The sequence below is a fragment of the Rhizobium sp. P38BS-XIX genome (assembly GCF_012641435.1).
Lineage (GTDB): Bacteria > Pseudomonadota > Alphaproteobacteria > Rhizobiales > Rhizobiaceae > Rhizobium.
This window is the reverse complement of record NZ_JABAIJ010000006.1, coordinates 60,675-86,772: the sequence shown is the minus strand read 5'-3', so window position 1 is coordinate 86,772 and position 26,098 is coordinate 60,675. Positions and strand designations below refer to the sequence as shown.

28 protein-coding genes are annotated in these 26,098 nt (G+C 60.3%); 16 read left to right on the top strand and 12 right to left on the bottom strand.

The genetic code is table 11. From position 1 onward, the window contains the following. Window positions 1–127 precede the first annotated feature (127 nt). Together HGP17_RS19855 and HGP17_RS19850 are read left to right on the top strand one after the other, a co-directional pair. Window positions 128–1,291, top strand: coding sequence for a D-alanyl-D-alanine carboxypeptidase family protein (locus HGP17_RS19855; protein WP_168812171.1), 1,164 nt, complete (start codon window positions 128–130; stop codon window positions 1,289–1,291). 44 nt (window positions 1,292–1,335) lie between these two features. Next, on the top strand, window positions 1,336–2,544 hold the full coding sequence (locus HGP17_RS19850; protein WP_168812169.1) for a GTP-binding protein: 1,209 nt from the start codon (window positions 1,336–1,338) through the stop codon (window positions 2,542–2,544). A 195-nt stretch (window positions 2,545–2,739) separates the two neighbouring features. Here the strand turns inward: HGP17_RS19850 and HGP17_RS19845 are convergent, their stop codons facing one another. From HGP17_RS19845 to HGP17_RS19825, 5 genes are all read right to left on the bottom strand, one after another. Beyond that, window positions 2,740–2,973 (bottom strand): sulfurtransferase TusA family protein, encoded by a 234-nt coding sequence (locus tag HGP17_RS19845; protein WP_348648975.1) that lies wholly within the window; start codon window positions 2,971–2,973, stop codon window positions 2,740–2,742. Continuing rightward, window positions 2,963–4,261, bottom strand: coding sequence for a L,D-transpeptidase family protein (locus HGP17_RS19840; protein ID WP_168812164.1), 1,299 nt, complete (start codon window positions 4,259–4,261; stop codon window positions 2,963–2,965). The genes HGP17_RS19845 and HGP17_RS19840 overlap by 11 nt, the downstream gene beginning before the upstream one ends. Window positions 4,262–4,490: 229 nt before the next feature. After that, window positions 4,491–5,444 (bottom strand): acetyl-CoA carboxylase carboxyltransferase subunit alpha, encoded by a 954-nt coding sequence (locus tag HGP17_RS19835; RefSeq protein WP_168812162.1) that lies wholly within the window; start codon window positions 5,442–5,444, stop codon window positions 4,491–4,493. 63 nt (window positions 5,445–5,507) lie between these two features. After that, a complete protein-coding gene (gene xerD, locus HGP17_RS19830) occupies window positions 5,508–6,464 on the bottom strand; it encodes a site-specific tyrosine recombinase XerD (protein ID WP_168812161.1) in 957 nt (318 codons plus the stop codon). Between the two features lie 14 nt (window positions 6,465–6,478). Next, window positions 6,479–6,646 carry a hypothetical protein gene (locus tag HGP17_RS19825; RefSeq protein ID WP_168812159.1) on the bottom strand — a complete coding sequence of 56 codons (168 nt, stop codon included), beginning with the start codon at window positions 6,644–6,646 and terminating at the stop codon, window positions 6,479–6,481. Between the two features lie 159 nt (window positions 6,647–6,805). On the opposite strand from HGP17_RS19825, the gene HGP17_RS19820 reads away from it, so the two are divergent. Genes HGP17_RS19820 through HGP17_RS19810 form a run of 3 tightly spaced genes read left to right on the top strand, consistent with a single transcriptional unit; the run spans window position 6,806 to window position 9,836 of the window. Continuing rightward, entirely contained in the window at window positions 6,806–7,399 is a 594-nt protein-coding gene (locus HGP17_RS19820) for a shikimate kinase (RefSeq protein ID WP_168812156.1), read from the top strand. Next, window positions 7,396–8,526 (top strand): 3-dehydroquinate synthase, encoded by a 1,131-nt coding sequence (gene aroB / locus HGP17_RS19815; protein WP_168812154.1) that lies wholly within the window; start codon window positions 7,396–7,398, stop codon window positions 8,524–8,526. Before HGP17_RS19820 ends, aroB begins: the two co-directional genes overlap by 4 nt. Beyond that, on the top strand, window positions 8,526–9,836 hold the full coding sequence (locus HGP17_RS19810) for an HlyC/CorC family transporter (protein WP_168812152.1): 1,311 nt from the start codon (window positions 8,526–8,528) through the stop codon (window positions 9,834–9,836). Before aroB ends, HGP17_RS19810 begins: the two co-directional genes overlap by 1 nt. A 19-nt stretch (window positions 9,837–9,855) precedes the next feature. On the opposite strand, the gene HGP17_RS19805 is transcribed toward HGP17_RS19810, so the two are convergent. Continuing rightward, on the bottom strand, window positions 9,856–10,143 hold the full coding sequence (locus HGP17_RS19805; protein WP_168812150.1) for a BolA family protein: 288 nt from the start codon (window positions 10,141–10,143) through the stop codon (window positions 9,856–9,858). A 107-nt stretch (window positions 10,144–10,250) separates the two neighbouring features. Between HGP17_RS19805 and HGP17_RS19800 the strand changes: the two genes are divergently transcribed. The 5 genes from HGP17_RS19800 (at window position 10,251) to HGP17_RS19780 (ending at window position 16,042) form a co-directional block, all read left to right on the top strand. Continuing rightward, window positions 10,251–10,871, top strand: coding sequence for a J domain-containing protein (locus tag HGP17_RS19800; RefSeq protein ID WP_168812148.1), 621 nt, complete (start codon window positions 10,251–10,253; stop codon window positions 10,869–10,871). Window positions 10,872–11,181: 310 nt separating this feature from the next. After that, window positions 11,182–12,171, top strand: a complete 990-nt coding sequence (gene cobS, locus HGP17_RS19795; protein ID WP_168812146.1) for a cobaltochelatase subunit CobS — start codon at window positions 11,182–11,184, stop codon at window positions 12,169–12,171. Between the two features lie 17 nt (window positions 12,172–12,188). Then, on the top strand, window positions 12,189–14,090 hold the full coding sequence (cobT, locus tag HGP17_RS19790; protein WP_168812144.1) for a cobaltochelatase subunit CobT: 1,902 nt from the start codon (window positions 12,189–12,191) through the stop codon (window positions 14,088–14,090). A gap of 122 nt (window positions 14,091–14,212) precedes the next feature. Continuing rightward, entirely contained in the window at window positions 14,213–15,193 is a 981-nt protein-coding gene (locus HGP17_RS19785) for an esterase-like activity of phytase family protein (protein WP_246704162.1), read from the top strand. Between the two features lie 96 nt (window positions 15,194–15,289). Beyond that, complete coding sequence (locus tag HGP17_RS19780; RefSeq protein ID WP_168812141.1) at window positions 15,290–16,042, top strand: alpha/beta hydrolase; 753 nt, start codon at window positions 15,290–15,292, stop codon at window positions 16,040–16,042. A 48-nt stretch (window positions 16,043–16,090) separates the two neighbouring features. On the opposite strand, the gene HGP17_RS19775 is transcribed toward HGP17_RS19780, so the two are convergent. Both HGP17_RS19775 and rpmB read right to left on the bottom strand, forming a co-directional pair. Beyond that, the gene (locus HGP17_RS19775; protein ID WP_168812139.1) at window positions 16,091–16,726 is read right to left on the bottom strand and encodes a queuosine precursor transporter; all 636 of its coding nucleotides are present in this window, start codon (window positions 16,724–16,726) and stop codon (window positions 16,091–16,093) included. Between the two features lie 117 nt (window positions 16,727–16,843). Continuing rightward, window positions 16,844–17,143: a 50S ribosomal protein L28 gene (rpmB, locus tag HGP17_RS19770; RefSeq protein WP_004107717.1), complete on the bottom strand. Its 300-nt coding sequence runs from the start codon at window positions 17,141–17,143 to the stop codon at window positions 16,844–16,846. A gap of 237 nt (window positions 17,144–17,380) precedes the next feature. On the opposite strand from rpmB, the gene HGP17_RS19765 reads away from it, so the two are divergent. Beyond that, window positions 17,381–18,157, top strand: a complete 777-nt coding sequence (locus HGP17_RS19765; protein WP_168812137.1) for a DUF3108 domain-containing protein — start codon at window positions 17,381–17,383, stop codon at window positions 18,155–18,157. A 77-nt stretch (window positions 18,158–18,234) separates the two neighbouring features. After that, window positions 18,235–19,134 carry an EamA family transporter gene (locus tag HGP17_RS19760; RefSeq protein ID WP_168812135.1) on the top strand — a complete coding sequence of 300 codons (900 nt, stop codon included), beginning with the start codon at window positions 18,235–18,237 and terminating at the stop codon, window positions 19,132–19,134. A 20-nt stretch (window positions 19,135–19,154) separates the two neighbouring features. On the opposite strand, the gene HGP17_RS19755 is transcribed toward HGP17_RS19760, so the two are convergent. The 3 genes from HGP17_RS19755 to gloB form a co-directional block, all read right to left on the bottom strand. Then, window positions 19,155–20,312 (bottom strand): esterase, encoded by a 1,158-nt coding sequence (locus HGP17_RS19755; protein WP_168812133.1) that lies wholly within the window; start codon window positions 20,310–20,312, stop codon window positions 19,155–19,157. A 132-nt stretch (window positions 20,313–20,444) separates the two neighbouring features. After that, window positions 20,445–20,870 carry a cupin domain-containing protein gene (locus tag HGP17_RS19750; protein WP_168812131.1) on the bottom strand — a complete coding sequence of 142 codons (426 nt, stop codon included), beginning with the start codon at window positions 20,868–20,870 and terminating at the stop codon, window positions 20,445–20,447. Then, on the bottom strand, window positions 20,870–21,640 hold the full coding sequence (gene gloB / locus HGP17_RS19745; RefSeq protein ID WP_168812128.1) for a hydroxyacylglutathione hydrolase: 771 nt from the start codon (window positions 21,638–21,640) through the stop codon (window positions 20,870–20,872). The genes HGP17_RS19750 and gloB overlap by 1 nt, the downstream gene beginning before the upstream one ends. Window positions 21,641–21,728: 88 nt before the next feature. On the opposite strand from gloB, the gene HGP17_RS19740 reads away from it, so the two are divergent. The 4 genes from HGP17_RS19740 (at window position 21,729) to HGP17_RS19725 (ending at window position 25,069) form a co-directional block, all read left to right on the top strand. Then, window positions 21,729–22,472 carry a class I SAM-dependent methyltransferase gene (locus HGP17_RS19740; protein ID WP_168812125.1) on the top strand — a complete coding sequence of 248 codons (744 nt, stop codon included), beginning with the start codon at window positions 21,729–21,731 and terminating at the stop codon, window positions 22,470–22,472. Between the two features lie 102 nt (window positions 22,473–22,574). Then, complete coding sequence (gene hisC / locus HGP17_RS19735) at window positions 22,575–23,684, top strand: histidinol-phosphate transaminase (protein WP_168812123.1); 1,110 nt, start codon at window positions 22,575–22,577, stop codon at window positions 23,682–23,684. Then, a complete protein-coding gene (locus tag HGP17_RS19730) occupies window positions 23,681–24,610 on the top strand; it encodes a prephenate/arogenate dehydrogenase family protein (protein ID WP_168812121.1) in 930 nt (309 codons plus the stop codon). The genes hisC and HGP17_RS19730 overlap by 4 nt, the downstream gene beginning before the upstream one ends. A gap of 30 nt (window positions 24,611–24,640) precedes the next feature. Next, window positions 24,641–25,069 carry a GNAT family N-acetyltransferase gene (locus HGP17_RS19725; protein ID WP_168812119.1) on the top strand — a complete coding sequence of 143 codons (429 nt, stop codon included), beginning with the start codon at window positions 24,641–24,643 and terminating at the stop codon, window positions 25,067–25,069. A gap of 3 nt (window positions 25,070–25,072) precedes the next feature. Here HGP17_RS19725 and HGP17_RS19720 read toward each other — a convergent pair whose 3' ends face one another. After that, window positions 25,073–26,086, bottom strand: coding sequence for a DUF2125 domain-containing protein (locus tag HGP17_RS19720; RefSeq protein ID WP_168812117.1), 1,014 nt, complete (start codon window positions 26,084–26,086; stop codon window positions 25,073–25,075). Between the last annotated feature and the right edge of the window lie 12 nt (window positions 26,087–26,098).

Genomic DNA, 26,098 nt, shown 5'->3' with positions numbered 1-26,098 from the left:
GGCCGAATAGTGTCCTTGCCGCGTGCTGCCGGTAAATAAAGTCGTCAATCGCCTTTGCCTTCTCCTAGCCATATAGGTTAAATAGACGAAGCTTTCGAGAAAATTCCGGACTTCTGAAGGATAGATCGTGCCGACGAAGCAGAATCGTTTGTATGCCGCCCTGCGGCTCATTCCCGCCGCCGCCGCTGCATCCATGCTTTTCGTGTCGACCGCGCAGACGGCCGGAGCAAACCCGCATATTCTCGTCGATGCGAATACGGGTCGGGTTCTCGATCAGCAGGAAGCATTTCGCCGCTGGTATCCCGCATCCCTCACCAAGCTGATGACGACATATGTCACCTTTCGGGCCATCCAGTCCGGCCAGATCAAGCTTGATACGCCCGTTGTCATGTCGAAGCTGGCATCGGCGCAGCCGCCGGCCAAGATGTACTTCAAGCCCGGGCAGAAGATGACGCTCGACAACGCCTTGAAGATGATGCTCGTCAAATCGGCGAACGATCTTGCCATGGCCGTTGCCGAAACCGTCGGCGGTTCGCAGCAGGCTTTCGTGGTGCGGATGAATGCGGAAGCAGCCCGCCTCGGCATGCGCGACTCGCACTTCATCAATCCGAATGGCCTGCCCGGCAAGGGCCAGTATTCCACGGCGCGCGATCTTGCTATTCTGAGCGTCGCGCTGCGCCGCGAATTTCCGCAATATGCCGGCTATTTCTCGCTCGAGGGCTTCACCAACGGTGTGAAGCAGGTGCCGAACATCAACATGCTGATCGGCCGTTTCGATGGTGCCGACGGCATGAAGACCGGCTTCATCTGCGCAGCCGGCTTCAACCAGATCGCATCGGCCACCCGCAACGGCCGCACGCTGATTTCGGTCGTGCTCGGAACCGACAGTCTGGCGGCCCGCGCCGACGATTCCGCCAATTTCCTGGAGAAGGGTTTCCAGAACCAGCTTTCGACCCCGGACACGCTGGCGACGCTTCGGCCGACCGCGCCGCTTTCCAACGAAGTCGCCGATGTCACCGCCGATATCTGCAGCGCCAAGGGCGCACAGGCGCGCAGTGAAACCCGCGACCCCTTCGGCCGCACAAAGGTCCAGTCGCCCTATATCCACGAGATGGATCATGAGCCGAACTTCATCTATGCTGGCCTGATCGGCGGTCAGGATATCATGACTGCCAGCCAGGGCGACAAGGACGACGCCACCGCCAAGGGCGACAAGGCGACCAAAGGCGACAAGATTGCGGTTTCCGGCTCTTCCAACGTGCCGATCCCGATGCCGCGTCCTACCTTCTAATGTCGGCCTTCTACTATCTGCCTTTCTAATATCGGATTGAAGCCATGAGCGTTTCGCAGCAAAGAGTGCCGGTTACCATTCTGACCGGCTTTCTCGGAGCGGGCAAATCGACCCTGCTGAACCGCATGCTCAAGGATGAGGCTATGCGGGATGCCGCCGTCATCATCAACGAGTTCGGAGATGTCGGCATCGATCATCTGCTCGTCGAAAGCTCCGGCGACGCCATCATCGAGCTTTCGGATGGCTGCCTGTGCTGCACGGTGCGCGGCGAGCTGGTGGATACGCTGGCAAACCTGATGGATGCCATGCAGACGGGCCGCATCCGCCCGTTGAAGCGTGTCGTCATCGAAACGACCGGCCTTGCCGATCCTGCCCCCGTCATGCAGTCGATCATGGGCAACCCGATCATCGCCACCAATTTCGATCTCGATGGCGTCGTTACCGTCGTGGACGCGGTCAATGGGCTGCAGACGCTCGACAATCATGAAGAGGCGCGCAAGCAGGTGGCCGTCGCCGATCGGCTGATCGTGTCCAAGACGGGGATTGCCGGCGCCGTGCCGGAAGCGCAGCTGGAGAGCCGCCTGCGAGCGCTCAATCCGCGTGCGCAGATCCTGAATGCCGACAGCGATGAGGCGGGGCGCGCGGCAGTTCTCGTGAACGGTCTCTACGATCCCAGCTCCAAGATTGCGGATGTCGGTCGGTGGCTGAAGGACGAGCTGGAGGCAGACGATCACCATCATCACCACGATGACCACGATCATCATCATGGCGATCATGGGCATGACCATCACCATCATGATGACCATGGGCACCACCATCATCACGGCCACCACCATGGCCACCGGCACCAGCATTCCCACGACGTGACTCGTCATGACGATTCGATCCGATCCTTCTCGATCGTCGAAACGCAGCCCATCGATCCGATGGCGCTGGAGATGTTCATCGATCTCCTGCGCTCGGCACATGGCGAAAAGCTGCTGCGCATGAAGGCGATCGTTGCCGTGTCCGATCGGCCGGAGCGGCCCGTCGTGCTGCATGGCGTGCAGAACATCTTCCATGCGCCCGTGCGGCTGCCGGCGTGGCCCAATCCCGAGGATCGGCGCACGCGTATGGTGATCATCACCAAGGATCTGCCCGAGGATTTCGTGAAGGGCCTTTTCGACGCGTTCCTGAGCAAGCCGCGCGTCGATACGCCTGACCGGGCGGCGTTGCAGGATAATCCGCTCGCCGTGCCGGGAATGCGGTTCTAGAGCGGTTCAGCTTTTCACGGAATCCCCGAACCGCTCTATCTCTTTGTTTTCGCGTAATTCCGGACGGAAAACCGCTGCGCACTTTTCCTGGAATTGCACTAGCTTTAAGATATCAGGCGGAGTTCGCTCCATCCTCGGGGTGGGGCGAAAGCGTGGCGACCCTCGCACCGCGAGGATGGCCACGGATGCAAATTATCACCCTCTGCGGATCATGAAGCGATGGCCACTGTCCGTTTTCTCGCTTGCGAGAAGCGTGTGGCCTTTTTCATTGCAAAGATGCGGGATGTCGATGACGGCAAGCGGATCCGTCGTTTCCACGGTTAGCGTCGTGCCGCTTGCCATGCCACGCAGGCGCTTTTCCGTCTTGATTGCCGGATAGGGGCATTTCAATCCGCGCAGATCGTAGATGTCGGCGTGATTACTGTTCACCCTTTGCCCAGAACTTCCAGAAAGGCGGCTTCTTTGCCGGCTCCGTTTGCGCCGTTTCGACAGACGGGTTGGGCGCATAGGCGAGCGCATTGACCGTCGGTCCCGGGTTCATCGGGTTCGCCATCGGGATCGGCACATTTGCCGGGATATTGGCCGCAACCACGGGACCACCGGTCTGCTGTGCGACCGCATTCGGGGCCGCCGTCGACATGGGAATGCTGGCCGTCGTCGTCGGGCTCGCGACCGTTCCGCCGCGTGCGACCTGCTGTGCCGATTGATTGGACATCATCGATTCGAGATCGGCGACCTTCATCATCTTGCCGGCGGCAAGTGCCGTGCCCGTCGGCGCATAGGCGATATCATGACCCTTGCGCTGCTTGGCGACAACGGCCTTGCGCTCGGCTTCGGTCGGATCGTACCAAGCCATACCGTCGAACTTCTTCGAGGCCATGGCATAGTCGGAATCATACTGCTTGTCATAGGTTGCAAGCGCCGTCTGCAGCGCGGGCGGGGTCGTCATGACCGGGCATTTGCCGCCAGCGTTGAACGGGCTGCTGGCCTGCTGGTTGAAGACGTATTTCTTCTCGCAGACCTCGACTTCAGGCGGCCGCTTGGTCACCTCGAAATTGTCGTAGCCGACCTTCAGCATCTTCCAGAATTCGATATTCGGGCTCAGCCGATGCTTCCACATGTTTTCCGCCGTCATGCGGAACGGGAACGCCTCGAGCTGGATCGCCTTCTGGCCGCCCTTGAAGGCGTCGCGTGCGAAAGCGTAGATTTCCAGCACCTGCTGGTCCGTCATCGAATAGCAACCCGACGACGAGCAGGCGCCGTGGATCATCAGATTGTTGCCGGTGCGGCCGTTCACCGCGTCGTAGCGGTTCGGGAAGCCGGTATTGATGGCGAGATAATATTTCGAATTGGGATTCAGGTTGGCCGGCGTCAGCATGTAGAAGCCTTCCGGAGCCTGCCGGTCGCCTTCCTTCACCTTTGGGCCAAGACGGCCGGACCAGGCGCAGATCTTGTAGTCCGCAATCACCTCGAACCGGTTGCTCTGGTTCGCCTTCATGATTTCCATCACACCTTCTTCCTTGAAGATGCGGATCATGATCGGCGAGTTGCGGTCCATGCCCTTCTTGGACATATCGGCAAGGATATGGCTGGGCAGCGGCTGCTCGACCTTGTTCTTCACCGTCGACAGGTCAATCGACGCGGTGTCCAACGCGTCGTTGCAGCCGGCGAGTGCCAGTGCCATCAATGAGACGTAGGCAAGGTGACGGAAGCGCATTCTGACTGGCCCATAAATGCGAAGAGCGACAACTCAATCGGTTTCGCCACTCCCCTCGAAGCATGAAACGGAATCATAGGCGATTTATACTTGAGAATTCCTTACCAGCCTATGACCTGCCCGCGACGCGTCGGCAAGCTTTTCTTTGCCATAACAGCTTCGATAACGCAAATGTGGCCAAGGTTTGGCCTCATTCGCGTTTTGGGCGATCACTTTTTCAGAAATTGACCTAAAGATTGCGGCCGATGTTGAGGAATTTCTGGCGGCGGTCGCTGCGCAGCTGATCACCCGTACGGCTGGAAAGTTCGCCAAGGGCGTTGGAAATGATGTCGCCGGTTGCGGCGATGACGCTCTGCGGATCGCGATGCGCACCACCCAGCGGCTCCGGAATGATGCCGTCGATGACGCCGAGGCCCTTCAGGTCGTCGGCCGTGATCTTCATGTTGGTTGCGGCTTCCTTGGCGCGTGTGCTGTCGCGCCACAGGATAGAAGCAGCACCTTCCGGCGAAATCACGCTGTAGATCGAATGCTCGAGCATGTAGACGCGGTTGCCGGTGGCAATCGCGATAGCGCCGCCCGAGCCGCCTTCGCCGATGACGACGGAGATGATCGGCACCTTGACGCCGAGACACATCTCGGTCGAGCGGGCGATGGCTTCTGCCTGACCGCGCTCTTCCGCGCCAACGCCGGGATAGGCGCCGGCGGTGTCGACGAGCGTGATGACCGGCAACTGGAAGCGATCGGCCATTTCAAGCACGCGGATTGCCTTGCGATAGCCTTCCGGACGGGCGCTGCCGAAATTGTGCTTCAGGCGGGTCTTGGTGTCGTTGCCCTTCTCCTGGCCGATGATGGCAACGGGCTGGCCGCGGAAGCGAGCGAAGCCTGCCTGAATGGCGGCATCCTCGGAAAATTTGCGATCGCCGGCCAGCGGCGTGAATTCCGTCAGCAGCGCTTCGGCATAATCGACGAAATGCGGCCGCTGCGGATGACGCGCGACCTGCGTCTTCTGCCAGGCATTGAGCTTGGAATAGATATCCGCAGTTGCCTCGCGCACGCGGATTTCAAGCCGACCCACCTCGTCGGAGGTGTCGATGCTTTCGTCTTCGCTCGCCAGTTTCTTGAGCTCGTGAATCTTGCCTTCGAGATCCGAGATGGGTTTTTCGAAGTCCAGATAATTGTGCATGAGGTGCGTTTCCGATCCTTTTGCCCGTAACGAGAGACGGCGGCTTTAGCCTTTGTGCCGGTCCTAATCCTGTTTTTTTGCCTGTTTGGCAAGAGGGTGATGCGTCTGGACCAGCTGATGAAGGCGTTCTTCCAGCACATGCGTATAGATTTGAGTGGTCGAAATGTCCGAATGGCCAAGAAGTTCCTGCACGACGCGCAGGTCGGCGCCGTTGGCCAGGAGGTGGCTCGCAAAGGCGTGGCGCATGACGTGCGGCGAGATCATCGATGGCGTGAGGCCGGCGCGGATGGCGAGATCCTTGAGATCACGTGCGAAGACCTGACGCGGCAGATAGCCCTGCTGGGAGGTCGATGGAAAAAGCCATGGACTTTCCGGCACCGGCTGCTTGGCATTTGCCGCCAGCTCTGCCTGCAGCTTTCCGTAGGTCTTCAGCGCGGCTATCGCCGATTGGGACAGCGGAACCAGGCGCTCCTTGTTGCCCTTGCCGCGAATGATCAGGAAGCGTCCTTCGTGATCCAGCACCTTTGCCGGCAGCGATACCAGCTCGCTCACGCGCATGCCGGTGGCGTAGAGCAGTTCCAGCAGAACCAGCATGCGCAAGCGTTGGAGTTGGTCGGGACCGTCGACCGCTGCTTCTTGCTCCGCCTGCGTCAAAAGACGCGTCACCTCGTCGACGCCCATGGTCTTGGGCAGGGCGCGGCCTTTTTTCGGCGGATCGAGAATACCCGTGGGATCGTCCGTGCGCAGGCCTTCGGCATAAAGGAATTTGTAGAACTGGCGCATGGCGGAGAGCCGGCGGGCCTGGGAGGAGGCCTTGAAGCCCTGACTTGCAAGGCCGGAAAGATAGGCGCCGAGATCGGTCGCGCCTGCTTCCGCGAGGCGAACGCTGCGCTCGGAAAGAAAACCGTGGAGATCGTCGAGATCGCGTTCATAGGATTGAAGCGTGTTGACGGCCGCACCTCGCTCCGCGCTCATCATCTCGAGGAAAGCTTCCATATGCGCTCGGCCCAGATCTCTCACCGCAGTCCTCGCATTCATGGCTTCAGTGAGCCGGTGACCGGCGGGTTGAGGCGTTCCGGCGGAATGCGGATCGTGACCTCGCGCGGCTGGGGATCGACGAAAAGCACCAATGCCCACATCGCTCCATATATCGATCCCGCGATGACCGCGCAGATGACAAGGAAACGAAACAGGGTTGGCATGCGAAAACTCTCCTTTTCCCGTCCATTGGGCGGGTGATGCGCAATAATTATGTCCTTCAAGGCTTAACTGAAGGATATTGCAGACATGTTTACGCAGCGCGTCTTGACGCTACCGGTGCATTTGACGATACCGTTTCCAAAGAAATAGTGAATGGGCCGATGAGTGAACAAGTCCTGACCCTTGCCGAAAGCCTGAAAGACAGGGCGCGCATCGCGCTGGGTCAACGCAATCTCGTTCTTGTTGGATTGATGGGTGCGGGGAAATCGTCCATCGGCCGGCTGCTGGCGCAGCAGCTCGGCATTCCCTTTGTGGATACCGATGTCGAGATCGAGCGCGTGTCGCGCATGACGATCACCGAGCTATTTGCCGCCTATGGCGAACAGGAGTTTCGGGCCCTGGAAACGCGGGTGATCAAGCGCCTGCTGCGCGGCGGTCCGCGCGTTGTCTCGACGGGCGGTGGCGCCTTCATCAACGACAGCACGCGTATGCATGTGAAGCGGGGCGGCCTTTCTGTCTGGCTCAAGGCCGATCTCGACGTCCTGTGGGACCGCGTCAATAAGCGTGATACGCGGCCGCTGCTCAAAACGGAGAACCCGAAGCAGACCCTCGAGAACCTGATGAATGCGCGCTATCCCATCTATGCGGAAGCCGATCTCACCGTTCTCTCCCGCGATGTCGGCAAGGATGTCATGGTCAAGGAAGTCCTGGCCGCGATTGCCGAAGGAAAGACAGCAGAAAGCAGAATATCATGAATGCGATCACACCGGCTTCCGCAGAGCGTCTCGTGCGCGTGCCCCTTGGCGAGCGCGCCTACGACATCCTGATCGGCCCCGGCCTGATCGCCCGCGCAGGGCGCGAAATCGCCGCGCGCCTGAAGGGCCGCAAGGCTGCCATCGTCACGGACGAGAATGTCGGCGCGCATTATCTCGATGCGTTGGTCTCAAGCCTTGAAGCCGCGGGCATCCAGGCATCCAGCCTCGTGCTGCCGGCCGGCGAGAAGACCAAGAGCTTCGAACATCTCATGACTGTTTGCGATGCGGTGCTGACGGCTCGCGTCGAGCGCAACGATGCGGTGATCGCTCTGGGCGGCGGTGTTATCGGCGATCTCGCCGGCTTTGCCGCCGGCATCGTCCGCCGTGGCGTTCGCTTCGTTCAGGTTCCGACGTCGCTTCTGGCTCAGGTCGATTCCTCTGTCGGCGGCAAGACCGGCATCAACACTCATCACGGCAAGAACCTCGTTGGCGTCTTCCATCAGCCGGATCTCGTGCTGGCCGATAGCGATGTGCTGAATACGCTCAGCGAGCGCGAATTCCGCGCCGGCTATGCCGAAGTCGCCAAGTATGGCCTGATCGACAAGCCGGATTTCTTCGCCTGGCTTGAGGCCAACTGGAAGGATGTCTTTGCCGGCGGCGCGGCGCGTATCGAAGCGATCGCTGCCAGCTGCCAGGCCAAGTCCGATGTGGTCGTTGCCGACGAGCGCGAGAATGGCGCCCGCGCTCTGCTCAATCTCGGTCATACCTTCGGTCACGCCCTCGAAGCGGCCACGGCCTATGACGGCCGGCGGCTGGTGCATGGCGAAGGCGTCGCGATCGGCATGGTGCTGGCGCATGAGTTTTCCGCGCGGCTCAATCTAGCAAGCCCCGACGATGCCAAGCGCGTCGAGGCGCATCTGAAGGCCGTGGGCCTTCCGACCCGGATGGGCGATATTCCCGGAGAGCTGCCGCCGGCCGAAACGCTGATGGACGCAATCGGCCAGGACAAGAAGGTCAAGAGCGGCAAGCTCACCTTCATCCTCACGCACGGTGTCGGCCAATCCTTCGTTGCCGACGATGTGCCGTCTTCCGAAGTCCTGAGTTTCCTCAAGGAAAAGCATCCCTGATGACGATCGAGGGCACGCTGGCTATATTGTTGGAATATTGGCCCGAGATCGCCTCGATCATCGTGCTCGTGCTGTTGTCGGCATTCTTTTCCGGTTCGGAGACGGCGCTTACCGCCGTCTCGCGCAGCCGTATTCATACACTTGAGGCGAACGGGGACGAGCGCGCGGGCATTGTGCGCGCGCTGATCGAACGTCGAGACCGGCTGATCGGCGCCTTGCTGATCGGCAACAATCTCGCAAACATTCTATCGTCGTCACTGGCGACGAGCGTCTTCCTCGGCTTGTTCGGCAATTCCGGCGTCGCGCTGGCGACGGCTGCGATGACCGTCATCCTCGTGATCTTCGCGGAAGTGCTGCCGAAGAGTTGGGCCATTTCGACACCGGATCGTTTCGCGCTCAATGTTGCCGGCACCGTGCGGCTGTTTGTCGCTGTGGTCGGGCCGGTCTCGAGTTTCGTCAATGCGATCGTTCGCTGGATTCTCGGCGTCTTCGGCATCAACCTCTCCCGCGAGGTGTCGATGCTGTCGGCACATGAGGAGTTGCGTGGTGCCGTCGATCTGCTTCACCGCGAGGGATCGGTGGTCAAGGCTGATCGCGACCGGCTGGGCGGCGTGCTCGACCTCGGCGAGCTTGAGCTATCTGACATCATGGTGCACCGCACGGCGATGCGCGCCATCAATGCCGACGATCAGCCCGAGGTGGTGGTGCGCGCGATCCTCGACAGCCCCTATACGCGCATGCCGCTCTGGCGCGGTACGATCGACAACATCATTGGTGTCGTTCACGCCAAGGACCTCCTGCGGGCGCTCGCTGAACGCAATGTCGAGCCGGAAAACCTCGATATCGTGAAGATCGCGCAAAAGCCCTGGTTCGTGCCCGACAGCACAAATCTCGAAGATCAGCTCAACGCCTTCCTGCGCCGCAAGCAACATTTCGCCGTCGTCGTCGACGAATATGGCGAGGTGCAGGGCATCGTGACCCTGGAGGACATTCTGGAGGAGATCGTCGGCGATATCGCCGACGAGCATGATCTCGATATCCAGGGCGTGCGTCAGGAAGCCGATGGCTCGATCGTCGTCGACGGTGTCGTGCCGATTCGCGATCTCAACCGCGCGCTTGACTGGGATTTGCCGGACGAGGAAGCAACAACGATTGCCGGTCTCGTCATCCACGAGTCGATGACCATTCCCGAGGAACGTCAGGCCTTCACCTTCTATGGCAAGCGCTTCATCGTCATGAAGCGGGAAAAGAATCGCATCACCAAGCTGCGCATCCGTCCCGCCGAGACGGAAGAGGCAAAGCCGGAATAGGGCGCGATCGGCTTTCGCGTTACCAGCGAACCGATTCGCCAGGCGCTGCCGGCTCCACCGCCAGCGCATGCAGCCCGGCATCCAGCTCCGGCTTCAAAAGCTCGTTGATCGCCCTGTGGCGCGCAAGGCGCGGCATGCCCGAAAACTTGGCGGACACGATGCGAACTCTTATATGAGTTTCGCCGGTTCCGGTCATGTCCGGCTGATGACCGGCGTGCAGGTGGCTCTCGTTGATGACTGCGAGACGCTCAGGCGCGAAAGCTTCGTTGAGCTTTGCCTCAATGCGGGATTGCAGTGTGGTTTCCATGTTCCCGCGTCGACCTCCGTTGCGAAAAAAGGTTCCCACAAAGCCTATAACATTCCTGTTTGTCAATTCTTGTTGTGGGCCAATCGAGGCCCCATAATTAGGCCACTATGGGACTTGATTCAAAATACTTCGATCGCATCCGCACCCGTCGCAAACGTCCGCCGGAGCCCGAGCAGGGTCCGCCGACGTGCCAGTGGGATGGCTGCGACAAGCACGGCACGCATCGCGCCCCGGTCGGGCGCAATGCGGAAGGGCAGTTCTTTTTGTTCTGCTTCGAGCACGTCAAGGAATACAACAAGGGCTATAATTATTTCTCCGGCCTTTCGGACGGCGAGATTGCGCGCTACCAGAAGGAAGCGATCACCGGCCATCGTCCGACCTGGACTGTCGGTGTCAACAAGGCAGCAAAGAACAGCCCGCTGCAATCCGACATCCGCTCCGGTGCCTATACCCGGGTTCGCGATCCCTTCGGCTTCGTCAAGGATAGCGACGGGCGTGGCAACGGCCCGCGCTTTCCCGAGCAGCGCAAGCTGAAAACGCTGGAGGCGAAAGCTTTCGATACCATGGGGCTCGGCGCCAACGCATCGGCGCCGGATATCAAGCGTCGTTACAAGGAATTGGTGAAAATGCACCATCCCGACGCCAATGGCGGCGACCGTGGTTCCGAGGAGCGTTTTCGCGAGGTCATTCAGGCCTATCAATTATTGAAGCAGAACGGTTTTTGTTAATTCCCGTCCTTGCTCTCCGCCTTCAATCAGGTATGGTCCAAATCGGCTGAAGCCGGGGGCAACCGCGGCAGGGTGCGCATTTGGCTGGCTGCACCTCGGCCAACTTTCCGGACGCGGCGTTTCTTGTCCGGGGACTCTGTTCAAGGATGCTCGCAAGCGATTATGCAATCGCGCCGAGATTTTGCTTTAGTCCCGGAGAAGTATCGCCGCTGTTCCGACCGAACGGATGCGGGCAACAAAGCTGTGGCGTTTCGGAAAAATCGGCTGAGTTTGATATGGCTGGGTGAGAGCCACCCGCCCTGGAGACATGATGAGCAAGATTGACCTTGATATTTCCGAAGTTCCCGACACCACCGTTTCGGTTCGTGAAGTTTTCGGCATTGATTCCGACATTCGCGTGCCGGCCTACAGCCAGGGCAGCGCTTACGTACCGGATCTTGATCCGGACTATCTCTTCGACCGCGAGACGACGCTCGCCATTCTCGCCGGCTTTGCGCACAACCGCCGCGTGATGATTTCGGGCTATCACGGCACCGGCAAGTCCTCCCATATCGAGCAGGTTGCCGCGCGCCTGAACTGGCCTTGCGTGCGCATCAACCTCGACAGCCATGTCAGCCGTATCGATCTCGTCGGCAAGGACGCTATCGTCGTCAAGGATGGGCTGCAGGTTACCGAATTCAAGGACGGCATCCTGCCCTGGGCCTACCAGCACAATGTCGCGCTCGTCTTCGACGAATACGATGCCGGCCGTCCGGACGTCATGTTCGTCATCCAGCGCGTGCTGGAATCCTCGGGCCGCCTGACCCTGCTCGACCAGAGCCGCGTCATTCGTCCTCACCCGGCTTTCCGCCTGTTTGCGACCGCCAACACCATCGGTCTCGGCGATACGACTGGCCTCTATCACGGCACGCAGCAGATCAACCAGGCGCAGATGGACCGCTGGTCGATCGTGACGACGCTGAACTACCTGCCGCACAACAACGAAGTCGATATCGTGCTGGCGAAGGTCAAGTCCTTCCGCAACGACAAGGGCCGCGATACCGTCTCCAAGATGGTCCGTGTTGCCGATCTGACGCGTGCGGCCTTCATGAATGGCGACCTTTCGACGGTCATGAGCCCGCGTACCGTCATCACCTGGGCTGAGAATGCGGAAATCTTCGGCGATGTCGCCTTCGCCTTCCGTGTGACCTTCCTCAACAAGTGCGACGAGCTGGAGCGGCCTCTGGTCGCCGAACACTATCAGCGCGCCTTCGGTATCGAGCTGAAGGAAAGTGCTGCCAACATCGTGCTCGAAGCCTAAGGAAAAGCCGACACATCATGTCAGGTCGCGGAGATAATTCCAAAGCGAAGCCGGGCGCCCCGGTGGACATGGAGCCGTTGCGCCGGGCCATCACCGGCTGCGTGCGTTCGATCGCCGGCGATGCCGAGATCGAAGTCGCATTTGCCAATGAACGCCCGGGCATGACTGCCGAGCGCATCCGCCTGCCGGAGCTTTCGAAGCGGCCGACAGCGCATGAGCTGGCCGTCACGCGGGGGCTTGGTGATTCGATGGCGTTGCGGCTTGCGTGCCACGACGCGCGCGTCCACGCCGTCATGTCGCCCCAGGGCGCCGATGCCCGCAATATCTTCGATGCCGTCGAACAGGCGCGCGTCGAATCGATCGGCTCGCTGCGCATGAGCGGTGTTGCCGCCAACATCAGCTCCATGAATTCGGAGAAATATGCCAAGGCAAATTTCTCCGGCGTCGAGCGGCGTGAAGATGCGCCGATCGGCGAGGCGATGGCGATGATCGTGCGCGAAAAGCTCACGGGCCAGAAGCCGCCGGAGAGCGCCGGCAAGGTGCTCGATCTCTGGCGCCCGTTCATCGAGGAAAAGACTGGCGGCGAACTCGACAACCTGTTGTCCGCCATCAACGACCAGCAGAGCTTTGCCCGTGTAGTCCGCAACATCCTTACGGCCATGGAAATGGCCGAGGAATACGGTGACGAGCAATCCGAGCCCGATAGCGAAGAGCAGCCGAGCGAGGAAGACAAGCCGAACGGCGAAGATCAGAACAACGACGACGTCAACGAAGACGAAGGCTCCGATGCGGCACCTGCCGAGGATAGCGAAGCCTCCGACGAGCAGATGGACGACGGCGCGACCGAAGACGGTGGCGAGATCTCCGACGACGACATGAGTGAAGAAGGTGAGGAAGATTCGGAAACGCCGGGCGAGACCCGCCGGCCGAATACGCCGTTCACCGACTTCAACGAGAAGGTCGACTATCACGTCTACACCGAGGAATTCGATGAGACCACGACCGCGCAGGAACTCTGCGACGTGGCCGAACTCGAGCGCCTGCGCGCCTTCCTCGACAAGCAGCTTGCGCATCTGCAAGGGGCCGTGGGACGGCTTGCCAATCGCCTTCAGCGTCGCCTTATGGCCCAGCAGAACCGCTCCTGGGATTTCGACCTGGAAGAGGGCTATCTCGATCCGGCCCGCCTGACGCGCCTGATCATCGACCCGATGCAGGCTCTGTCCTTCAAGATGGAGCGGGATACGCAGTTCCGCGACACGGTCGTGACGCTGCTGATCGACAATTCCGGCTCGATGCGTGGACGACCGATCACGGTTGCAGCCTCCTGCGCCGATATTCTGGCGCGCACGCTGGAGCGCTGCGGCGTTAAGGTCGAAATCCTCGGCTTCACCACCAAGGCGTGGAAGGGCGGTCAGGCGCGCGAGAAGTGGCTCGCCAGTGGCAAGCCACAGACACCGGGCCGTTTGAACGACCTGCGCCATATCATCTACAAGTCTGCGGACGAGCCCTATCGCCGGTCTCGCGCCAACCTTGGTCTGATGATGCGCGAAGGCCTCCTCAAGGAGAACATCGACGGCGAGGCACTGATCTGGGCGCATAACCGCCTGCTCGGCCGCCGCGAGCAACGCCGCATCCTGATGATGATCTCGGATGGTGCGCCCGTCGACGACTCCACGCTGTCGGTCAATCCGGGCAATTACCTGGAACGGCACCTGCGCGCCGTGATCGACCAGATCGAGACGCGGTCGCCCGTCGAACTGCTGGCTATCGGTATCGGTCACGACGTGACGCGCTACTATCGCCGTGCCGTTACCATCGTCGATGCCGACGAGCTGGCAGGTGCGATGACCGAACAGCTCGCATCGCTGTTCGAGGATCAGGCGAGCATGCCGCGTTCGCGCATGCGCCGCGCCAGCTGAGCCCGCTCAGGCGTCCTTTCGCATCGGCCTTCCGGCCGATGCGTTTCAGAAGCAACAGGTCTGATTCTTCCGCCAGACAGATCGGGGTAATATCTCTCGGGCTGCTGGCCATGCTGGCGCTCATGACCGGCTGTAGCGCCGGGAGTGATGGCGAGGAAGGCGGTCCCGCCAACGTCCGCGCCATCGAGATTTCCAACTTCAAGCAAGGCTCAAGCGAAACGCGGTTTGGTTCGCTGGAGTTTATCGGCGGCCTCGAACTCAGTTCGGACAACGCCCTTCTCGGCGCCATCTCCGCCATTCGCTTCCGTCCCGATCAGCGGCAATTCATTTCCGTGCTGGATACGGGCCATTGGCTGACCGGAACCATCGAGCGAGACGACAAGGGCAGGCTGAAGGGTATTACCGACGCGCGTATCACGCCGATGATCGATCGCAGCGGGGGCATCGATCCCGGCCGAGGCGCCATGGATGCGGAGGGGCTGGCGCTGCGCGGCAATCATGTGCTCGTGAGTTACGAACAATATCACCGTGTCGACGTTTATCCGGATCCCGGCTTCGAGATCTCGCCGCCCGACGGCACGTTGCCGCTTCCGCTCCCCCAATTCGAGTTGCGGTCAAATCGCAGCCTGGAAGCCCTGATGATCGCGCCGGCAGCGAGCCCGCTTGCCGGCGGTGCCGTCACGGTCGCCGAGGACAGTCTGGATGACCAGGGCAACATGCTTGCCGCCATTCTCGACGGCCCGTTGCATGGCCGCTTCAGCGTTCGTCATTACGGCGGCTTCAATGTCAGCGATGGCGTCTTCCTGCCGGACGGCGACCTGCTGTTGCTGGAACGTCGCTTCGGGCTAGCGCAGGGCCTGGGTGTGCGCATTCGTCGTATCGCCGGCCCGGATATCAAGCCGGGCGCAGTGGTGGATGGCAGGGTAATCTTCAAGGCCGATACGCGCGACCAGATCGACAACATGGAAGGCATCGATGTCTTCCGCGCGGCTGACGGGTCTATCCACGTCATCCTGATTTCCGATGACAATCATTCGATCCTGCAGCGCAGTCTGATGCTGGAATTCCGTTTGCTTGATGACAAGCTGCTTAGTCAGAACTAGACGCCGCACCGGTCCATTCGCTCGATTCGTCGGCATTGAGGAAAAATCGGCCATGCGCTAAGCGACGTCTTTGCTCCAACAATGGGATTCTTCGTCATGTCTGCTCCCGACAAACCGATCGTGCTGGTGCATGGGCTCTTCGGTAGCCTCAGCGATCCCAGGATTCTGGCTGCCTTCGGTGACGCTGACGTTCATGCGCCCGATCTCATCGGCTATGGCCGTCATCGCGACGCGAACACGAGCAGCCTCTCCCTTTTGGATCAGGCGCGTCATGTCGCGGAATTCATATCCGGCCTTGGTCTCGGCAAGGTGCATCTGGTCGGGCATTCTATCGGCGGTGCGGTTTCAGTGCTCGTCGCCCGGCACTTTCCGGAGTTGATCGAATCGCTGACCAGCGTCGAAGGGAATTTTACGCTCAAGGATGCGTTCTGGTCGGGGCAGATCGCCATAAAGCCCATCGAAGAGGTTGCAAGCATCATTGCGGGCTATGCCGCCGATCCGGATGCGTGGATCGCCGGTGCGGGCGTAGAGATCAACGAGTGGACATCGTCACTTGCCAGAAGCTGGCTTGCGAATCAGCCGCCGTCGACGATCAGGGCGCAGGCCAGAGCAGTGGTCGCGGCGACGGGAGAAGAAGCCTATCTCGAGGCGGTGCGCACCATCCTGAAATCCGACAGGCCTCTCTATCTGATTGCCGGCCGGCGCTCTGCGGAGGGGTGGGATGTTCCCGGCTGGGCGAATGCCCTTTGCACGGCACGGATCAATATTGCCGATACCGGCCATCTCATGATGGCGGAAAACCCGGATGCATTCGCATCCGCCGTCCGGACCTGCCTGTCTTATCGGTAAGACGTGTCCGGCGCGCCTCTCTTCAGACACGCGCCGACAATTGCCTGCTCAGGCCGTCGGAGCCTGCGGCATCGGCTTCAGCATGTTCATCAGCGCACCATAGGGCAGCAGCATGACGAGGCCGACGGTTACCTTGACCGAGAAATCGCCGATCGCCCAGGAAATCCAGCGCGGCGCCGATGTGGAGAATGCGCCGAGGATCGGAGCCCACTCGATCGCGAAGGGTTCATTCGGTCCGAAGAAGACGAAGAACGGTGCGAAGGCGAACGAGAAGAAGATCAGCGTATCCAGCATCGAGCCGACGAGCGAACCGAACAACGGCGCGCGCCACCAGGCCATGCGGCGCAGACGGTTGAAGACCGAGATATCGAGCAGCTGGCCGGCAAGATAGGCCGAACCGGAAGCGATCGCGATGCGCTGCTGTGCCGTATAGAAGGAGAGTGCGACGCCGACGACGAAGCCGGCAAACACCACCTTGCGCGCGGCCTTGGGGCCGAACTGGCGGTTGGTCAGATCGGTGATGAGGAAGGCGACCGGGTAGGTAAACGCGCCCCAGGTCAGAATATCCGCAAGATTGATGCCGGCGATCGTTGCCTGCAGCGGATACTGAACGAGGATATTGGAGGCGACGACGACCAGCGTCATCAGCAAAACGTAGATAAGGGTGTGACGTGCTGTCAGCATTTTTTTTATCCTGGGAGATGCCACCAGTTGAAGAAACCGGACATGGAAAAAGGCTTGTCCGGATATAATCCGTGCAAGCCTTTCAGTCCGTATGATATCGCGAAGTGCTAGCGCTGATTAAGCAGCGACGGCAGCTTCAGCAGACTTCTTGACGATCTGACGACGCAGCAGGCGAGCGCGCATGCTGAGTTCGTTTTCGCTTGCCTTGATGAGGAAAGCGTCGAGACCGCCGCGATGTTCAACCGAGCGAAGCGCTGCAGCGGAAACGCGCAGACGGTAGCGCTGGCCGAGAACGTCGGAGATCAGCGTGACCTGGCAGAGGTTCGGCAGGAACCGACGCTTGGTCTTGTTGTTGGCGTGGCTAACGTTGTTGCCCACGAGGACGGCCTTGCCGGTCAATTCGCACATGCGGGACATGGTACACCTACTTTTGTTTTTCTCGGCCACTAGATAAGCATCCCGAGCAAAACCCGGCGTGCAATCCAACAGGCCATAATTGGAAAGTTGCGGTTCTATAGTCAGAGCGGCCGGCCGCGTCAAGCCAAACCTTGTCTTTTCCCGCAATTCCGTCAAAAAGCTGCTGTTGTCTGGCGCTCGCAGCGGGCTAGATTCGTATCTATATATCTTGCCTGATCCTCGTTGAAGGCCTTGATCATGGTTCAAATTCGGAAGTGGCTTCTTATTTCAGCAATCGTCGCGTCGGTGCCGTCGATGGCGCTGGCGGATGTGCTGCGGCATGAAACGCAATATCGCGTTTCTCTTGCCGGCCTGCCGATCGCCCGGGCGGACTTCAAGACAGAGGTCACCGGCAAGCAGTTCACCATCCGGGGCGATATCACCTCCGCCGGCCTGGCGGATCTCGTGACGTCGATCGACGCAAAGACCGATGTAACCGGCGTCGTCAACGACAGCAGGCTGCAGGCGACCCACTACACGCTGTACTACAAGAGCGGCAAGCGCGAGCGGACCTATGATGTCGCCTACGCCAACGGCAACGTCACGTCGAATACGATCACGCCCGAGCCGAAGCGGCCCGACAGCTGGGTTCCGCTCAGCCAGGCAGATCTGAAAGCGGTCCTGGATCCGATTTCCGGCATGATCTTCCCGATCACGCCCAGCCTCAATCTGTGCAACCAGACGCTTGCCGTGTTCGACGGCGAGATGCGCATGGATCTGAAATTGTCGCCGAAAGGGTCGCATCCGTTTTCGACCGAGGGCTTCAAGGGCAAGACCGTTGCTTGTGGCGTGCGGTTCACGCCGAAGAGCGGCTATAAGGGGACCCGTAAGGATTACCTCTATCTCGCCAAGAGCGACAACATGGAAATCTGGTTTGCCAAGGCTGATGCCATGAATGTCTATGCGCCCGTCTACGTGCGCATACCCACGCAATACGGGACAGTGACCATTACGGCGGTGAAATACGGCGGCTAAGGCTTCACAGAAGCACGGGATGCCCCTACCGTTGCCTTGGCGGCCGCCATGTCCGCCAAAGCGAGTTGGGGGCAGGCTTGGCGTTTCGTGCGACATTGACGGGATTCTCGGCCATCGTGATGTGGTCGTTTCTGGCGCTGCTGACCGTTGCTTCCGGTAGCATGCCGCCGTTTCAGCTGCTTGCCATCTGTTTTGCCATCGGCAGCATTCCCGGCGTGATCGTGCTGCTGGTAAGGCCGGAACGGCTTCAGCTTCTGCGCCAGCCGCTCAAGGTTTGGATCACAGGCATTGCCGGGCTGTTCGGCTATCATTTCCTCTATTTCACGGCATTGCGGCATGCACCGGCGGTGGAAGCCGGATTGATTGCCTATCTCTGGCCGCTTCTGATCGTTGTCGGCTCGGCGCTGCTGCCCGGCGAGCGGCTGCGCTGGTATCACATCCTCGGTGCATTGATGGGGCTCGCGGGCACGATGCTGATCGTTGGCCGGAATGGCTTTCACTTCGAGGGCGCTTATGCGATCGGTTATGGCGCAGCTTTTCTGTGCGCGTTCACCTGGTCCGGCTACTCGCTGATGACGCGGCGCTTCGAGGCCGTGTCTACCGATGTGGTTACGGTCTTCTGCCTGGTCACATCGATCCTTTCCTTTTTCTGTCATCTCGGACTTGAGGAGACCGTCTGGCCGGAGAGCGCGGCGCAGTGGATTGCCGTATTGGGATTGGGTCTATTTCCCGTCGGGGCCGCTTTTTACGCCTGGGATTATGGCGTCAAGAACGGCGATATACAGATTCTTGGTGCGGCGAGCTATGCCGCGCCGCTGCTGTCGACGTTGATCCTGACGCTCTTCGGCTTTGCCGTGCCGAGTTGGGGTATCGCGCTTGCCTGCCTACTCGTCACCGGTGGCGCTGTGCTGGCTGCGCATCGCATGATCTTGCGCCGAGACCATGCGGAAAAGCCTCAGGCGGAAGCGGCGGAATAGCTCCGCCGCATTCCCTTCGATTATTTCTTGAAAACCTTTTCCAGGAAGGTCACGAGCGAGGGGCGCCAGACATCCATTTCGTGCTGGAGGTCGGGATATTCATGATACTCGTACTTGATCTTTTTCTCGTCGAGCGTCGTCTTGAGGCCGGCCACGTCCTTGCCGACAACCTGGTCCTTGCTTCCGACTGTCACCGTGAAGTTATGAAGAGCCTTGTTGATCTTCTCGGGCTCGTTCAACACGGCATCGACCGTCTTGTTGGGGACTGTCGTGGTGCTGACGCCGCTGAAGCTTGCGACCCAGCCGAAAGTGTCGAGATGCGAAAGGCCTGAGACGAGGGCCTGATAGCCGCCTTGGGAAAGGCCAGCCACGGCGCGACCGTTCGCCTCGTTTCGAACCCGATAATGCTTTTTCATGTACGGGATCAGGTCTTCAGTCAGCTCCCGATCGGCCGCCTCGGCATTTGCCGGATAGAAGTTCGCGCGGCGGTCGGCTGCCGGAAAGTTTTCCGCGATCGCGTTCGGCACGTCGGTTTCCGTATCGGGGATGACGACGATCATCGGCTCGATCTTCTTCTCGGCGAGGAGGTTGTCGAGGATTTGCGGCGCGCGACCCTGCGCGACCCAGGACTCCACCGTATCGCCGAAGCCATGGTAGAGATAGAGCACCGGCAGCGGCTTGGAGGCATCGGTATAGCCGGGCGGCGTGTAGACATACATCTGCCGTTCCGAATCGAGCGCCTTGGAATGGATTGTTACCAGCCGCAGGTCGCCATGCGGCACGTTGCGGGTGTCGAGAATGCTGCCGGGCACGAGGAGCAAGCTGGTGTTCACCTGCCGCTGCGGCTTCGGGGCGTTGGTGCCGGGGTCGATGCTGCGGAAGCCGTCTATGTTGAAGTAATACTCGTAGAGATTGGGCTTCAGAACCTCCGTCTTGACGCTCCATGTGCCGTTATCGCTGCGCTGCATGGCGATGGGATCGCGCAGCCCGAGACCGACCGACACCGCCTTTGCGGAAGGCGCATAAAGGCGGAAGGTAATGGAGCCGTCCTTCTCGACCGATGTGACGAAGTTCTTGAGGGGCTGGTCGGCCGGCGGCGAGGCCGGAGCATCAGCGGCAAATACAGGGGCGCTCATCACGCAGCCTGCTGCGACAAGCAAGGGAAACAACAAACGCACGAAATATCCTCCTCAAGGTCAAACAACTTCTCTCTCCTCGTGTAAAGCTGAAACAGTGCGGCGCTTTTTCAAGGCTTCCGCGCTGTACCGTCTGGCTGCATCCCATGCGATGTCAATGAAAGGCAAAGAGGTCTAGCCTGAGGCGGGCTTCCAGTCCGGCGGCGCCATTTCGAAGCTTGAAAATTCGAAGCCGGGCGCAACCGTGCAGCCGACAAGCGTAAATTCGCCGAGACTTTCGGCCGATTGCCACCAGTTGGCGGGAACGATCGCCTGCGGACGCTCACCCTTTGCCAGATCCGTGCCGAGAACGAGGCGTTCGCTGCTCGTGCCATCGGCGGAGCGGTGCAAGGCGAGCGGAGCGCCGGCGTAGTAGTGCCAGACCTCTGCGGCGTCGTGAACCCTATGCCAATGCGAGCGCTCGCCTGCCTCAAGCAGATAGTAGATTGCTGTAGAGTGGCTGCGCGCGCCGCCGTTTTCGTCGCGAAAGGTCTGCACGTACCAGCCACCTTCCGGATGCCGCTGCATGGAAAGCGTCTCGATGATCTCTGCTGCCCGCATCAGAAATTATCCTTGCGCTTGCGGATTTCGGCGAAGACCTCGTCATTGCTGCGGCTTTCCATCAGCAGATGGCGGCGGATCGCAGGATCGGCGGCGCGCAGGAACGGGTTGGTTTCCTTCTCGAGCGCCAGCGTCGTCGGAATGGTGAATTTGCCGTCCGCGCGAAGCGCCTCGATATCGGCGACACGCGCCTTCAGGCGTTCGTTGTCGGGGTCGATCGTCAGGGCAAAGCGGGCGTTCGAGAGTGTATATTCATGGCCGAAATAAACGGCCGTTTCATCCGGAAGGACGGCCAGCTTCTGCAGCGAAGCCCACATGTCGGCCGGCGTCTTTTCGAACAGGCGACCGCAACCGAGTGCGAACAGCGTGTCGGCGGCAAAGAGCAGCTTGTCGTCGACGAAATGATAACAGACATGGCCGGCGGTATGGCCGGGTGTTTCGATGACTTTGACCGTGTGACCGGCGAATTCGAAGATATCGCCGTCGGCGACCGTGCGATCGAGGCCGGGGATGGCGACGGCTTCATTGATCGGTCCGATGATCTCGCACCCGAACTGTTCCTTCAGCGCCAGATTGCCTTCGACGTGATCGGTATGATGGTGGGTGGTGAGGATGTGGCTGAGCTTCCAGCCGCGGCGCTCGGCGGCTTTGAGGATCGCATCCGCATCGGGAGCATCGATCGATGCGGTCAATCCGCTTTCCGGATCATGGACCAAGACGCCGTAATTGTCGGAACGGCAGATGAAAATCTCTAATTCCAATGGTTTCATGATCGAAATCGTCCTCGTCTTTTGGGTTGGTTCAGAATGTAAGCCGTTCGGCCTTGAAGTCCAACGCTCGGCTGATAACATTTGTTCGATGCACGCCGATATTGTCGATCTCCGTCAGTTCTATCATTCCGAGCTTGGTCGCCTGGCGGAGCAATCCATCGCCATGGCGCTATCCTCGATCTGGGCGCGGATGCCCGAGGAGCGTCTCGTCGGCCTCGGTTATGCCGTGCCCTATCTCGATCGTTTTCGTGCCGATACCGAGCGCACCTTCGCCTTCATGCCGGCGGGGCAGGGCGCGGTGAACTGGCCGATGGGTTCGGCTTCGTCTACCGCGCTGATCTTCGACGAGGAGTTGCCCTTGCCGGATAGCTCGATCGATCGCGTGCTGATGGTGCATTCACTGGAATTTGCCGAAAGCCCGCGTGAGACGCTCAAGGAGCTCTGGCGTGTGCTGGCGCCGGGCGGGCGCCTCGTCATCGCCGTGCCGAACCGTCGTGGCGTGTGGGCGCGGATGGATCACACGCCATTCGGCTCCGGTCGCCCTTATTCCCGCGGCCAGCTGACGTCGTTGTTGCGAGAGACCAATTTCACGCCCGGTGCGACGGCGGAAGCGCTGTTCTTCCCGCCTTCGAAGCTGCGCACCGTGCTGCGGCTTCGCCGCGCCTTCGAGCGCGTCGGCCGCACGTTGTGGCCGGCCTTCTCCGGCGTCATCATCGTCGAAGCGCAGAAGCGGCTTTATCAGGGCCTGCCGGTCGCCGTCCGCGCCTCGCGCCGCGTCTTCGTTCCCGTTCTTGCACCGCGTGGCATACCGACGACCCGAGACCTTCCCTGACTGGTTTGACTTGGCGCCGACACTCGACAAAATTGTCAATTCGCATTAAGGCGACGAGGTGTTTTAAGCCGGAAGTTTCCGGTCCTTAGCAAGGTCGATCCCATGAGCACGGAAATGAGCAAGCCCGCCCCGCGTCCCGGTATCCTCGATATCGCCGCCTATGTGCCGGGTAAGCAACATGCGCCGGGCGTTGCGCGCGTGTTCAAGCTCTCGTCGAACGAGACGCCATTCGGCGCCAGCCCGAAGGCGATCGAAGCCTTCCGCAATGCTTCGGGGCGGCTTGAGCAATATCCGGATGGCCAGGCCAAGGAACTGCGCGAGGCGATTGCCGAGGTGCATGGGCTCAACGTGGCCAATATTCTCTGTGGCTCCGGCTCCGACGAGCTGCTCAGCCTGATTTGCCACACCTATCTCGGCCCGGGCGATGAAGGCATCGTTACCGAACATGGCTTTCTGATCTACAAGATCCAGATCATGGCTGCCGGTGCGACGCCGATCACGGTCAAGGAAAAGGATTGCATCGTCGATGTCGACGCCATCCTTTCCGGTGTGACGGAAAAGACCAAGATCGTCTTCATCGCCAATCCGGCCAATCCGACCGGCACTTATGTTCCCGTCAGCGAAATCCGCCGATTGCATGCGGGCCTGCCGAAGCATGTCATACTCGTGCTCGATGCCGCCTACGCCGAATATGTCCGACGCAACGACTATGAGGCCGGGCTGGAGCTTGTTTCCGCAAACCAGAACGTCGTCATGACCCGCACGTTTTCGAAGATCTATGGTCTCGCGGCGCTGCGCATCGGCTGGATGTACGGCCCTGCCGATATTGTCGATGCGCTCAATCGCATTCGCCCGCCCTTCAACATGAACACGCCGGCCTTGGCTGCGGGCGCGGCTGCCATCCGCGATCGCGCCTTCACCGAGCAGGCCGTCGTCCACAACACGCTCTGGCTTGAGAAGATGACGGCGGCGCTCGAGGCACTCGGTCTCAAGGTGACGCCGTCGGTCGCGAATTTCGTTTTGATTCATTTTCCCGACAGCAAAGGAAAGAGCGCTATCGAGGCGGATGATTTCCTCACCGGTCGCGGCTATATCCTGCGTGCGGTGCCGGCCTATGGTTTCCCGAACTCGCTCAGACTGAGCATCGGCACCGAAGAGGCCAATCTCGGCGTTATCGACGCATTGACTGAATTTATGGGACGCAAGGCATGAGCAACATTCAATTCGACCGCATCGCTCTGATCGGCATCGGCCTCATCGGCTCATCCATTGCCCACGATATCAAGCGGCTCAACCTCGCCAAGGAAGTGGTCGTGTCGACGCGCAGCGCCGAAACGCTGAAACGGGCAGAGGAGCTTCAGCTTGGCGATCGCTACACGCCGTCATCGGCCGATGCGGTCAAGGACGCCGATCTTGTCGTCGTCTCAGTGCCGGTCGGCGCCTCAGAGAGCGTTGCCAAGGAAATCGCCGACCACCTGAAGCCCGGCGCCATCGTGACCGACGTTGGCTCGACCAAGGCATCCGTCATCGCACAGATGCAGCCGCATCTGCCGCCGAATGTTCATTTCATTCCGGGCCATCCCATCGCGGGCACGGAAAAATCCGGTCCGGATGCCGGCTTTCCCGGACTGTTCAAGGGACGCTGGTGCATCTTCACGCCTCTTCCCGGCACCGACGAAGCTGCGATCAAGAGGCTTCGGGATTTCTGGGAGGCCTTGGGTTCGCGCGTCGACGAAATGGACGCCGGACATCATGACAAGGTGCTGGCCATCGTCTCGCATCTGCCGCATCTCATCGCCTACAATATCGTCGGGACGGCCGATGACCTGGAGACGGTGACCAAATCGGAAGTCATCAAGTACTCAGCCTCGGGTTTCCGCGATTTTACGCGCCTGGCTGCTTCCGATCCGACCATGTGGCGAGACGTCTGCCTGCACAATCGCGATGCGATCCTCGAGATGCTGTCGCGCTTCTCGGAAGACCTCTCTTCGCTCCAGCGCGCCATCCGTTGGGGTGACGGCGACAAGATCTTCGAGCTTTTCACGCGCACGCGCGCCATTCGCCGCTCTATCGTCGAAGCCGGCCAGGACGTCGACGCGCCGGACTTCGGCCGTCACGCGCTGGATACGAAGGAATAGGCATCCTGCCATAGCAGAGAAGGGCCGCTCATGATTGTCAGGCGGGGGCGCTCCGAAGATTTGCCTTGGCTCGTTGAGCACGATGATGCGAGCGAGCATTGGGTTGGTCGCTGTATCCAGTACGGCGAGTATTTCGTCGCCGAGCAGGATGGCGAAATCCTCGGCTTCCTCAGGTTCAGCCGCTTCTGGGGCAAGATCCCCTACATGGACATGATCCGTGTGCCGCCATCACGTCAGCGCACCGGCGTGGGGACGGCGTTATTCCATGCCTGGGAAAAAGCCATGATCGACGATGGTGCGCAGCATCTCATGACGTCGAGCGAATGGGCGGAGGCTGAGCCGCAGGCCTGGCATCGCCGCAACGGCTTCAAAGCTGCCGGCAGCATCGATCTTCGCATCGTCCAGCCAAGCCCGGAGATATTCTTTATCAAGCATATCTCCGGCGAGAGCGAAGAATAGGCTTCAGATCGGCGGGATCTTGCCAAGCGGGATAAAGCCGCTGAGCGAGAGGCGGCCGCGATCCGCAGTCAAATCGACGGAAACCTTGTCCGCACCGCTGGCAAGCGCCTTCAGCATCTTCGTGGCTGTCTTGATGATGCTTTTTGCTTGTGGAAGCGTCGCCGTCAGGCTGTCGCCCCAAGGGCCAATCTGGTTGATCTCCAGTTTGAATTGTCCGGACAGAAGGCCATTTTCATCGAAGTTGAACGGGCCGGAGAGTGTCATGACACGGCCATCGCCGATATCGATGACGGCTTGATGCAGCACGCCGGCGGCACCGCGAAGACCATCGCGATCGCTGCCGTCGAGCAGACCCGCCTTGCCGGTCAACGTCACATTGGCACTGGTCGAGCCGGTCGGCAGCGTTTGCGGGAAATCCTTGATGACGGCATTGGCATTCTCGATGCCGATTGCGAAATCGAGGTCGCTGCCGTTCTGGCTGGCGTGCATCTCGGTATGCGCGGCGGTAAGGTTCACACTCTGGCCTGTGAAGGAGGAAACGATGCCGGCCTTCAGCCCGTCGATGACGGTCTCGCTCTGCGCGACGCCGCGCCCCTTGGCGACGAGGTTCGACTGCAGGTCCGTCCATTCAGCCGACACCGTGAGGCCTTCGGCGGTACGAAGCTCGGCCGGCGATTTCAGGCTCCAGTTGACATGATTGGGCTGAAAGACCGGTGCCGCAGCGCTCAAGGTTGCGAAATTGGCGGAGACGCCACGGGTCTGATTGTCCACGGTCACCGTGTCGCAGGTCAGGCCGATGGAGAAGGGAAAGCCGTTGAAGGCCATATTCTCGCACTTGCCGGCGATGCCCGCATGGTTCTGCTGACCCAACGCCTTCAATACGTTGGATCTGACGAAGCCGGTCGCGTAATACCATCCGCCGGTATAGAGCGCTGCGAGGACCACCAACAGACCGAGCAGGACGATCCAGAGACGTTTGCCTCGGCCGGTCGCTACGCTCTGGCTTGACGCTGCCATGTTGTTCTCCAA

Coding starts and splice junctions, on each gene's coding strand:
- HGP17_RS19850 (WP_168812169.1), top strand. CDS start 1,336: ATGAGCGTTTCGCAGCAAAGAGTGCCGGTTACCATTCTGACCGGCTTT.
- HGP17_RS19840 (WP_168812164.1), bottom strand. CDS start 4,261: ATGCGCTTCCGTCACCTTGCCTACGTCTCATTGATGGCACTGGCACTC.
- HGP17_RS19835 (WP_168812162.1), bottom strand. CDS start 5,444: ATGCACAATTATCTGGACTTCGAAAAACCCATCTCGGATCTCGAAGGC.
- HGP17_RS19825 (WP_168812159.1), bottom strand. CDS start 6,646: ATGCCAACCCTGTTTCGTTTCCTTGTCATCTGCGCGGTCATCGCGGGA.
- HGP17_RS19820 (WP_168812156.1), top strand. CDS start 6,806: ATGAGTGAACAAGTCCTGACCCTTGCCGAAAGCCTGAAAGACAGGGCG.
- aroB (WP_168812154.1), top strand. CDS start 7,396: ATGAATGCGATCACACCGGCTTCCGCAGAGCGTCTCGTGCGCGTGCCC.
- HGP17_RS19810 (WP_168812152.1), top strand. CDS start 8,526: ATGACGATCGAGGGCACGCTGGCTATATTGTTGGAATATTGGCCCGAG.
- HGP17_RS19805 (WP_168812150.1), bottom strand. CDS start 10,143: ATGGAAACCACACTGCAATCCCGCATTGAGGCAAAGCTCAACGAAGCT.
- HGP17_RS19800 (WP_168812148.1), top strand. CDS start 10,251: ATGGGACTTGATTCAAAATACTTCGATCGCATCCGCACCCGTCGCAAA.
- cobS (WP_168812146.1), top strand. CDS start 11,182: ATGAGCAAGATTGACCTTGATATTTCCGAAGTTCCCGACACCACCGTT.
- cobT (WP_168812144.1), top strand. CDS start 12,189: ATGTCAGGTCGCGGAGATAATTCCAAAGCGAAGCCGGGCGCCCCGGTG.
- HGP17_RS19785 (WP_246704162.1), top strand. CDS start 14,213: ATGACCGGCTGTAGCGCCGGGAGTGATGGCGAGGAAGGCGGTCCCGCC.
- HGP17_RS19780 (WP_168812141.1), top strand. CDS start 15,290: ATGTCTGCTCCCGACAAACCGATCGTGCTGGTGCATGGGCTCTTCGGT.
- HGP17_RS19775 (WP_168812139.1), bottom strand. CDS start 16,726: ATGCTGACAGCACGTCACACCCTTATCTACGTTTTGCTGATGACGCTG.
- rpmB (WP_004107717.1), bottom strand. CDS start 17,143: ATGTCCCGCATGTGCGAATTGACCGGCAAGGCCGTCCTCGTGGGCAAC.
- HGP17_RS19765 (WP_168812137.1), top strand. CDS start 17,381: ATGGTTCAAATTCGGAAGTGGCTTCTTATTTCAGCAATCGTCGCGTCG.
- HGP17_RS19750 (WP_168812131.1), bottom strand. CDS start 20,870: ATGCGGGCAGCAGAGATCATCGAGACGCTTTCCATGCAGCGGCATCCG.
- gloB (WP_168812128.1), bottom strand. CDS start 21,640: ATGAAACCATTGGAATTAGAGATTTTCATCTGCCGTTCCGACAATTAC.
- HGP17_RS19740 (WP_168812125.1), top strand. CDS start 21,729: ATGCACGCCGATATTGTCGATCTCCGTCAGTTCTATCATTCCGAGCTT.
- hisC (WP_168812123.1), top strand. CDS start 22,575: ATGAGCACGGAAATGAGCAAGCCCGCCCCGCGTCCCGGTATCCTCGAT.
- HGP17_RS19730 (WP_168812121.1), top strand. CDS start 23,681: ATGAGCAACATTCAATTCGACCGCATCGCTCTGATCGGCATCGGCCTC.
- HGP17_RS19725 (WP_168812119.1), top strand. CDS start 24,641: ATGATTGTCAGGCGGGGGCGCTCCGAAGATTTGCCTTGGCTCGTTGAG.
- HGP17_RS19720 (WP_168812117.1), bottom strand. CDS start 26,086: ATGGCAGCGTCAAGCCAGAGCGTAGCGACCGGCCGAGGCAAACGTCTC.